Source organism: Acetobacter estunensis (genome assembly GCF_011516945.1).
In the GTDB taxonomy this organism is placed as follows: Bacteria; Pseudomonadota; Alphaproteobacteria; order Acetobacterales; family Acetobacteraceae; genus Acetobacter; species Acetobacter estunensis.
This window is the reverse complement of record NZ_WOTH01000065.1, coordinates 1-9,882: the sequence shown is the minus strand read 5'-3', so window position 1 is coordinate 9,882 and position 9,882 is coordinate 1. Positions and strand designations below refer to the sequence as shown.

General features: G+C 60.0%; 10 protein-coding genes. 2 read left to right on the top strand and 8 right to left on the bottom strand.

All coding sequences use genetic code 11. From position 1 onward, the window contains the following. The coding region (locus GOB87_RS16660; RefSeq protein WP_206752349.1) for a hypothetical protein at positions 1-202 on the top strand (202 nt) is incomplete at its 5' end. A 62-nt stretch (positions 203-264) separates the two neighbouring features. Here GOB87_RS16660 and GOB87_RS15725 read toward each other — a convergent pair. From GOB87_RS15725 to GOB87_RS15700, 6 genes are all read right to left on the bottom strand, one after another. Then, the gene (locus GOB87_RS15725) at positions 265-828 is read right to left on the bottom strand and encodes a c-type cytochrome (RefSeq protein WP_166318907.1); all 564 of its coding nucleotides are present in this window, start codon (positions 826-828) and stop codon (positions 265-267) included. A 66-nt stretch (positions 829-894) separates the two neighbouring features. Beyond that, the gene (locus tag GOB87_RS15720) at positions 895-1,287 is read right to left on the bottom strand and encodes a hypothetical protein (protein ID WP_166318904.1); all 393 of its coding nucleotides are present in this window, start codon (positions 1,285-1,287) and stop codon (positions 895-897) included. Positions 1,288-1,367: 80 nt separating this feature from the next. Continuing rightward, positions 1,368-2,174: a copper resistance protein B gene (locus GOB87_RS15715; RefSeq protein WP_062268971.1), complete on the bottom strand. Its 807-nt coding sequence runs from the start codon at positions 2,172-2,174 to the stop codon at positions 1,368-1,370. After that, entirely contained in the window at positions 2,171-4,003 is a 1,833-nt protein-coding gene (locus GOB87_RS15710) for a copper resistance system multicopper oxidase (protein ID WP_099349045.1), read from the bottom strand. The genes GOB87_RS15715 and GOB87_RS15710 overlap by 4 nt, the downstream gene beginning before the upstream one ends. Before the next feature lie 76 nt (positions 4,004-4,079). Beyond that, positions 4,080-4,487: a hypothetical protein gene (locus GOB87_RS15705; protein ID WP_231877969.1), complete on the bottom strand. Its 408-nt coding sequence runs from the start codon at positions 4,485-4,487 to the stop codon at positions 4,080-4,082. Positions 4,488-4,489: 2 nt separating this feature from the next. Continuing rightward, positions 4,490-4,762: a metal-sensitive transcriptional regulator gene (locus GOB87_RS15700; RefSeq protein ID WP_166318901.1), complete on the bottom strand. Its 273-nt coding sequence runs from the start codon at positions 4,760-4,762 to the stop codon at positions 4,490-4,492. 43 nt (positions 4,763-4,805) lie between these two features. On the opposite strand from GOB87_RS15700, the gene GOB87_RS15695 reads away from it, so the two are divergent. Beyond that, positions 4,806-7,232, top strand: a complete 2,427-nt coding sequence (locus GOB87_RS15695) for a heavy metal translocating P-type ATPase (RefSeq protein WP_166318898.1) — start codon at positions 4,806-4,808, stop codon at positions 7,230-7,232. A gap of 92 nt (positions 7,233-7,324) precedes the next feature. Here GOB87_RS15695 and GOB87_RS15690 read toward each other — a convergent pair whose 3' ends face one another. Beyond that, positions 7,325-8,602: a hypothetical protein gene (locus GOB87_RS15690; RefSeq protein ID WP_061491049.1), complete on the bottom strand. Its 1,278-nt coding sequence runs from the start codon at positions 8,600-8,602 to the stop codon at positions 7,325-7,327. A 157-nt stretch (positions 8,603-8,759) separates the two neighbouring features. Beyond that, positions 8,760-9,523, bottom strand: a protein-coding gene (locus tag GOB87_RS15685; protein WP_132012119.1) for an IS5 family transposase whose coding sequence is annotated in 2 segments (ribosomal slippage) — positions 8,760-9,190 and positions 9,190-9,523 — 765 coding nt in all. Because the reading frame shifts where the segments join, the coding sequence is not laid out codon by codon here. Between the last annotated feature and the right edge of the window lie 359 nt (positions 9,524-9,882).

Here is a 9,882-nt window from a genome sequence, read left to right as displayed (position 1 = left end):
AGGCGTGACACTGGGGAATATCCATGAAAGTGAACGACTTTCTGGATTTCCCAGTTCCGGAACCTCAGTACAAGATACCCATCACGAAAAGTGCGGAAGAACCCAGTTCTCGGTGAAAATCAACACCTCATGGTTTCTCCAACACGTCATCATCCTCGGCAAAGCGCATACCGACCCATTTTCCGGACGTCGTCAGGAATAAGAAATTACTATACGGGGGTATGGCATATTTTCCTTGATCTCGATCAATTATCGCAGCGGCATCTACGGTCGGGGCATCGGCATATCCATGTCGTGATGCGTATGATGTCCGCCAGCTGCTCCTGCCTGGGCGACCAGCGCCTGATAGTCAGAACTGTTCATTCCCGGAAGGCTCCCGAGAAACGCAACGATGTTCCAGAGATCATCATCACCATGATCCGCCCAGGACGGCATGCCCGACATCTTGATGCCATGCTTGAGGATCCAGAACAGTTCGCCCGGTGTATAGCGTTGCGCCACATCCTTCAGAACCGGCGGCTTCGGATACATCCCCACCGCCATATCCTCGGCCTCGACGCCCGGCGCGGAATGACAGGAGGCGCAATGCGTCGAAAAATGCGATGCGCCGCCGACGAGCCGTGCCTGCGTTTCAAGATCGACAGGTGCGGTAATGCCCTCGGCGTGATGCCGGATTGAATGGAGGCGTGCCGTTTCCAGAACACGATAGGTCAGCCGCCAGTGCGGCGAGGTGGCGCTCACATCATACAGGCCACCGAAAACGACGGTCGCTCCTGCGCCGATCCCAAACAGCAGGATACCGGCGAACCCCCAGATCAGTCTTGTCATACGTGCCTCCCTGGGCCTTTCCAGGGGCGACGCTGATGGCGCCGCCCCGCTCCGGTCAGGACCCGATCAGCGCTGATGAACCGCGTCAGGCATGCCCTGCGGCCCCATCGGCATCTTCATGCCGCTTTCCTTGTCACCGCAGCCCATTTTCATCTTGTGATCTGACGGCGCCATGGCGTGGCCGTTCGACATATTCATGCCCTTCATCTTCATACAGTCTCCCATCTTTCCCTTCATTTTCATGCCCTTCTCCATGCCCTCCATGCCGGAACCGGACATGCCGTCCATTTTCATCTTGTCGTGGTCCATCCCCGACATGCCGGACATGCCCTGCATCCCGGACATATCCTGACCCTGCGGCTGGGCCGGTGCCGGAGCGGGGGTCTGGGCATGCGCAACCGAGACCGTGGCCAGAAGTGCGGCCAGAGCGGCCGAGAACCTGAAATTCATAGTCAGCATTTGTAAGTTCTTTATCTTTTGTTATCTGAAACGGGGCCGCACGGAGCGCCCCGCAACGACTTCACATCGGGCAGGAGCGGTCAGAACCACGTCCTGATCCCGAAGGTGAAATTCAGGTCATGGACACGCTCATTCCTTGAACGCGCCATGTCGGCGGCCTGACCGAACGTGCCGGAGTAACTCACGCCGATATAAGGCGCGAATTTCCGATGCCATTCGTAGCGAAGCCGCAATCCCGTATCGATATCGGACAGCCCGGTTCCGACGCCGCGCGCACGATCGGACGCGGAATAGAAGTTCATCTCGACCTGGGGTTGGAGAATCAGGCGATTAGTCAGCAGGATATCGTATGAGCCCTGCAGACGCCCCGCCGCACCCCGGTCGCTGAAATAGGCCGTGGCCTCCACATTGAAGAAATATAGAGCCAGTCCCTCGACCCCGATCGCGCCCCAGGCCCGTGTGGGGCCGTTGTCAATATCGAGACGCACGCCGGTCTGGACATCGAAATACCGGGAGATAGCACGATCATAAAGGGCCTCATGGTCTCCATCACCGAACTTGCCGTTTGTGCCGACCGTGCCTTCGGATTTCAGCCAGAGCTTGTCGTAGTCGGTGCCGAACCAAGCCTGCCCATCGTAACGGAACTGCCCGCCATCGGCACCAAAGCGCGCCTCGAACTGGTCGAGCAGCGCATGCATGTAGATGTTATGGTCCATGACCGGCTGGATGCCGTTGATATAGACCACGGGCGCGGGAGCCGAGGCGGTCTGCGCTTCCTGGGTTCCTTCGCTCTGGCGTGCCGGGACTGACTGGGCGCGTCCCGTGCCAGGTACCGCGGTAGCCAGTCCAGCGGCAAGGACCGTGCCACCTATCAGACCCCGGATCACGACACCACCACCGTGCGGAACATGCCCACCTCCATGTGGTAGAGCAGGTGGCAGTGATACGCCCACAGCCCGGGTTCGTCCGCCGTGACCAGGTAACTCAGCCGCTCACCCGGCTTGACGGTAATCGTGTGCTTGTAGGGTCGGCACTCGCCCTGCCCATTTTCCAGTTCACTCCACAACCCATGCAGGTGGATCGGATGCTCCATCATCGTGTCGTTGATCAGGACGAAGCGCACCCGCTCGCCCAGGGTGAGACGAATGGGCTCCGCTTCCGAGAACTTCTTGCCGTCAAACCCCCAGATGAAGCGTTCCATGTTGCCGGTCAGATGCAGGGTGATCTCGCGCGATGGCGGGCGCGGGTCCGCGCCCGAGATCGTCGCCCGCAGATCGGCATATGTCAGAACGCGGCGACCATTGTTCTCCAGCCCGTCGCCCGGTTCCGCCAGCCGGTTGATCGGCATCATGGCGACACTCTGCACCGCGACGCCGGGCTTCAGCTCTGTTTTATGCCGCGACGCAGCCGCCATGCCCGGCATATCCATCGCAGCGGCTCCGGGTCTGTTGGCCTCCTTCATGTCCATGTGATCCATGTCCATGCCGCCGCTGGCAGGGGCTTCACCGGGCTTCCCCGGCGAACTCCCCATCTCCATGCCCGCCATGCCGCCCTTCATGTCCATATTCCCCATGCCCATGTCGGTCATGGTGCGCAGCGGGCGCGGGTCCATGGGCGGGACCGGACCGGCAAGGCCCGGACGGGTGGCGAGCGTGCCGCGTGCGTATCCGGTACGATCCTCAGCCTGGGCAAAGACCGTGTACGGTCCATCGGCGGTGGGCTCGACAATCACATCGTAGGTTTCCGCAGGTCCGATGCGGAATTCATCGACAGGGATGGGCTCCACGTCATTACCGTCGGCCTGAACGACGGTCATCGTCAGGCCGGGAATGCGCACGTCGAACAGCGTCATCGCCGATGCATTGATGAAGCGCAGGCGTATGCGCTCGCCCGGTCGGAACAGGCCCGTCCAGTTTGCAGCAGGCGACTGGCCGTTGATCAGGTAGGTGTAGATGATGCCCGACACATCCAGAATGTCGGTCGGCGCCATGTTCATGGCACCCCATTGCAGGCGATCTCGGATCGTCGCACCCAGCCCCTGCCGATGTGCGTCACGGAAGAACGTGTCCACCGTACGCTGGCGGAAATTGTAGTAATCGCTCTGGAATTTGAGGTTGGAGACGATGTCCTCAGGATCGACGTCGGTCCAGTCGGACAGGACCATCACATAATCGCGGTCGAAATGCTGCGCGTAACCGTCTCTCGGGTCGATGATCAGAGCCCCATACAGGCCCGTCTGCTCCTGGAAGCCGGAATGGCTGTGATACCAGTAAGTGCCGCTCTGATGCAGCGGGAAGCGATAGGTGAACGTGTCACCCGGCGCGATCCCGCCAAAGCTCAGACCGGGCACGCCGTCCATGTCGGCCGGCACCCGGATTCCGTGCCAGTGGATCGAACTGGGCTCATCCAGCCGGTTGGTGACATTCAGTTCGACTGTGTCGCCCTGACGCCACCGCAGGATCGGCGCGGGCGTGGAGCCGTTCACACCCACCGCGTGCATGCGCGCACCGGTGATATTGACCGGCACAGAACCGACCGTAAGGTCGAAACGGGTGCCAGGCAGCGGGTCGGGCCGACCCGACGCCGGTGTATAGACCGGAGCGTAGGCGCCCGCGCTGCGCTGCGGGACGGCCAGCGCCGCCCCCCACAGGCCCGTCCCGATGACGAAACGGCGGCGCGTGATCGCGCCCCGTCCCGTAAGTGATCGTATTGACATGAATAATAGTCCGCAAAAGAGAGAAGGCGGAACCGGTCATAGGTCCATGACCAGCCCTGAGACTGTCAGAACAGAATCAGGCCATCTGTCTGGGCGGCGGCAGGGCGGGCGCGAACGCACGGCCGACCATGCGATCTGAGCGCGACATGCCGAAAGGCGCGGTAACACCTGCGTAATCAAACGCCCTGGTCACGGATGGTGGCATCAGCCAATTGGCGACGCAGGAACCCTGGACACAGCAATCGCCGCAATGATGACATGGGTGATGATCGTGGCACGGTTCATGATTGCAATGTGCGGTCGCCGCATCCGCATGAGATGGCATCTGCATCCCTGGCATGTCGACCATCGGCTGGGTAACCAAAGCAACTGTAGAAGACACCGTGGCGGCATGACCCGGCATGATGGACGCCAGCATCAGCCCCACCTGCAGAAGCAGGCAGGCCAGCAACCGTCCCAACCGTGTCGCGCCGATCCCTTGCACGTCTACCCCGTCATCTTGCTGACCGTTTCGATCAGTTCTCCGATCTTTTCCTGACGCTCCACCGGATCGCCGGATTCGATCGCCTCTACAACGCAGCCCGCGATATGTTCGCGCAGAACAAGCCCCTCGAGCCGATGCAACGCCGCCTTGGCGGCCCGAAGCTGAAGCAGAACATCCACGCAATAGCGGTCGTCGTCCACCATTTTCTGGATGCCACGCACCTGACCTTCGACCCGTTTCAGGCCCTGTAAAATCTTTACCCGTGACTGCCTCATTGCGATATACCCTACCGGGGCATACCTTGAAGTGCAAGCGATTATGGCATACTTCGACGCCGCGGCTGGCGGCCACAAGCAAGGGGGCTTCATGACGAACGACAATACAGCAGCTTGCGCGTCCCATCTCCATGGAGATGGTCCCACCCCGGCAGCGACCGGAGTTGACGCGCACCTGGTCAAGGATCCTGTGTGTGGCATGACGGTCGATCCCGCGACGGCGACGCATCATGCCGACCATGATGGCCGGACCTGGTATTTTTGCAGCGCGCACTGCCAGACAAAGTTCGAGGCCGCCCCCTGTCATTACCTGCACAAGGCGGACACGACGCCCATCAAGCCTCAGCCCAGGCGGGCCGGGATGATCTGGACCTGCCCGATGCACCCCCAGATCCGACAGGATCACCCCGGCTCCTGCCCCATCTGCGGCATGGCGCTGGAACCGGAGGAGCCATCCGACGCCGACATGCCCAACCCGGAACTCGTGGATTTCAGCCGGCGCCTATGGGGAGCGAGCATATTGGCGGTCCCGCTCGTCGTCATCGCCATGGCGGCGGATATGGGAGGGCTGGCATTTTTCGATGGCGGCCTGACGAACTGGATTCAGTTGGCGCTTACGGCACCAATCGTGCTGTGGGCCGGCTGGCCGTTCCTCGAACGCGGCTGGATGTCTCTCCGCACCCGGCATCTGAACATGTTTACGTTGATCATGCTGGGCGTCGGCGCGGGCTTTCTCTACAGCATCGCCGCGACAGTAGCCCCTGGCCTGTTCCCTGCTGCCTTCCGCATGCATGACGGGTCGGTCCCAGTCTATTACGAAGCCGCAGGTGTTATCGTGGTCCTGGTGTTGGCCGGGCAGGTCCTGGAACTGCGCGCCCGCGCCCGTACCAGTCGCGCCATTCGCGCCCTGCTGGATCTCGCACCGAAAATCGCACACCGGGTCGGCGCGCAGGATCGCGAGGACGACGTACCGCTGGCCCAGATCGTGCCCGGCAATCGGCTCCGCATCCGGCCGGGGGAAAGCATCCCGGTGGACGGCACCGTCATGGACGGGCGCTCCAGCGTGGACGAAGCCATGCTGACAGGAGAGCCAGCACCTGTCGCCAAGGGCCCGGGTGACAAGGTGACGGGCGGAACCATCAACGGCACCGGCAGCCTGCTGATGACGGCCGAGGCCGTTGGCTCGGACACGATGCTGGCCCGAATCGTCAGCATGGTGGCGGCTGCGCAGCGTACACGGGCACCGATCCAGGCGGTGGCGGACCGGGTCTCCGGCTGGTTCGTGCCGCTGGTCGTGCTTGTGTCCCTGCTGACCTTCGTCGTCTGGCTTCTGGTCGGTCCGCAACCGCGCTTCGGACACGCACTGCTGAACGCCATTGCGGTCCTGGTGATCGCCTGCCCGTGCGCGCTGGGCCTGGCCACTCCGATGTCGATCATGGTCGGCATGGGACGCGGGGCGCGAGCCGGCGTGCTGGTTCGCAACGCCGAAGCACTGCAGGCGCTGGATACGGTCGATACGCTGGTGATCGACAAGACCGGCACCGTAACGGAAGGCAAGCCCCGGCTGATCGCGACCGAAACATCAGGTGCATGGGATTCCAGCATCGTCCTGCGGTTGGCGGCATCACTGGAAACGCAGTCCGAGCATCCGCTGGCCCAGGCGCTGGTCGCCGCGATGACGGCGCAGGGCCTTCAAGCCGCATCGGTCGGGGATTTCGCCTCTCAGACCGGCCTGGGCGTGACCGGCACCGTGGACGGGCATGCCGTCGTCGTCGGAAACCAGGCCCAGATGCGGCAGCAGGGCATCGATGCGTCAGCATTGATCCCTGTCGCGGACAGCCACCGGGCGGAGGGCGCGGGCGTCATGTTCGTCGGCATCGACGGACAGGCCGCTGGGTTGCTGGTCGTGGCCGATCCGTTGAAGACCGACGCGAAGGAGACCATCGCGGCACTGCACGCAGTCGGCATGCGGATCGTGATGCTGACGGGCGACAACGCCCGGACTGCGGAAGTCGTCGCCCGTCAGGCGGGGATCGACGAGGTGCATGCCGACCTCAAGCCTGAGGACAAGGCCGCAATCATTCGTGACATGCAACACAAGGGAGCCCGTGTCGCCATGGCGGGCGACGGCGTCAACGACGCGCCGGCCCTGGCCACCGCCGATATCGGAATCGCCATGGGCACAGGCACCGATGTCGCGATCGAAAGTGCTGGGATGACACTGGCACAAGGCAGCCTCGCCGGACTGGTACGCGCCCGCCGCCTGGCACAGGCAACGATGCGCAACATCCGGCAGAATCTGGCATTCTCCTTCCTGTTCAATGGGATCGGCATTCCACTTGCCGCAGGTGTCCTGTATCCCGTCTTTGGCCTTACGCTGTCGCCCATGTTCGCGGGAGGCGCGATGGCCCTGTCATCCCTGGCCGTCGTGACAAACGCACTGCGGCTCAATGCCCTGAGACTTCGATAAAAGCAGATTGCCTATTTCGTTCGGAAGGCATGCCTATCCGCGACAGGAACCCACACGAAGCGATGACCCGTTCATTACAAGAGCATAGATTTTCACGCAGGGATCAGCAGATGGGATATAGCTTGAATGGGTTTCATACCCTGCCCAAAGCGCTCAATGGCCTTACGATCCTTCTCAAGCGCCCCGTAAGGCAGATACCGGACTTTCAGATCGGCAATCCTGCTGAAAGCCGGTCGCCGCAGTTGTTCCCGCACATCGGCTTCCCGCTTATCCGGCGCAACAAGGAACAGTCCCTCCAGGGCCTGCGCCTCTGACCCGAGAGCAAGATCCAGCATCCGCACGATGCCGGAATAGATGGTCGTTGAATGCTCAACCTCGAAGGCTGCCACAATCCTGTGGCTTTCCCGACCGAGCCACAGAACATCGATCAGGCGCACGGATTCCGCTCCCTGCGTTTCCGTCGTGAACCCCGGCAACATCGACAGACAGCCATCTCCCAATTTACCGTCCTGCCATGGACGGCCACGATCATTGGCAGCAATCCAGACATCATACCCTAGGGAAAGCCCCAGATCGCGAAGCCAACCCTGAATTTCGGTATGGGTGTGATCCGTTTCCCGCTCTGCGGCGAGTATCCGGGCTTCTTTTGCGCTCTGCTCCCTCACCTGGTGAAGATCGGCTTCCCAGAGTTTTCGCGCTGTTTCATCATCATTGAGAGGCGGCGCCGTATAGCGTCCGCTTCCGACGTCAAACAGCAGTCCTCCAATGGCGCCCAGATCATTGGACAGCAGCGAACGATAAGTCGCATTCAGCTTCAGGATGCCCTGCCGCATGGCAAGATATTCCTCCCAACGCCCCAGCTTCACCTTTGATCCGGTCAGGGCATTATAGCCCTTCACGATCGCCGTATTGAAAGGCGGCATGATTGTGGGGTGCAGGAAATACAGCAGATTGGCGACGGCTGGTCCCAGTCCCTTTATCTTGCGGGCATCAATCGCATGAATGGCCGAGACCACATGCTCTTCGGTATTGCAGCACAGACAGGTATCAAGAAGCAGCCCGAATGCTTTCTGGTTGGCAGGATTTTCGTAGATATCGGGAATGCGCAGCTTCGGCTTCCACAGGAAGGCGTGATCCGCACCCTTGAAAATCTGGCGCTGCTCCGCAATCGAATGGACGACCGTTTCCAGAGAGGAACCACGATAGGCGACCCCGAATGTGCTCTCGGCTATCTCGGCAACGACCTGCTGCAGACCACGGCGGATAGACCGAAAATTCTTGATACGTTCGTCCCACAGAAACCAGCTCTGATAGGTCCCTGCCGGATCGTCCCGCCAGCGAAGGATAAGGTCTAGAATCAGGTCGGTCATCAATCCAGAAACTAAAATTACATTCGTTTCTAAGCCTGATTGTAACAGCGGCTCACGTCAATGCGGATAATCGCAAGAGGTTGCGCGGTATGATACCCCCGCTTTGAACTTATTTCCCCTAAACATCTGGAATTAAAAAATCCTCTAGGCTCAGGACTCATTCTTTGAGGTAGAAGATGAAGCTTGCTGCGATGTGGATAGCGGACATGAAAGTGTGTGCGCAGCGGTCATATCGTGTTGCCACCCGCCGCCAGTCTTTGAGCTTTGCGAACATGTTTTCGATGAGGTGGCGCTTTTTATATAGATGCCAGTTGTAAAGTGGCTTTGATTTCCGGTTCTTCTTCGGCGGAATACAAGCGGTGATCTTCCGTTCTGCGAGAGACTGCCTGATTTTATTACTGTCGTATCCCCGGTCCCCGATGACCTCTTCTGTCTCATCGGGAAGGTCTGTCAGAAGTACATCTGCTCCCTTGAAGTCACTAACCTGACCGGCCGTCAGATGAAGACGGACAGGACGGCCTTCGCTATCACAGACGGCATGAAGCTTCGAGTTCAGGCCGCCTTTTGTGCGTCCGATATGGCGGGGAAAAGCCCCTTTTTGAGCAGGGACGCTGCCGTTCTATGCGCTTTGAGATGTGTTGCATCGATCATCAAACGCTTCGAACGGCCAGCCTTTTCCGTCAGGGCCACAAAGATCCGGTCGAAGACACCCAGGCGGCTCCACCGGATGAAGCGATTGTATAAGGTCTTGTGCGGACCATACGCTTTCGGAGCGTCTTTCCACTGAAGACCGTTGCGGATCACGTAAACGATCCCGCTCAGGACGCGTCGGTCGTCCACACGCGGAACTCCATGCGCCAGAGGAAAAAATGGACTGATCCGTTCCATCTGCCTCTCCGAAATCAAAAACAACTCACTCACAGCCTCACCTCCATTGGTAAGCCTGTGAATCACAACGTCTCGCTCAGTTCAATAAATTAATAGGTCCTGAGCCTAGTGAAGTTCGCGGAAGGTCTCGCTAAAATAGATGTCCAGAATCAGATCGTCTTCGTATTCGACAATGACGCTGAGGGTCTCGACGCGGAAATCTCACAGAAGGGTTGTACATCGGGTTAGATTATGAAAAAGTCTGTTTTGTAGAAAAGAAATTTCCATAATCATCAAGAAACCCCGATGCAGACAGAGTGTAGCGCAGGCGCGTATGAGTTTCCAGCCTCCTGTGGACGGCGTGTTGTGGCCCGTTTTGACGGGGGTCGCATGAGTTCGGATGGGGGCGTCAT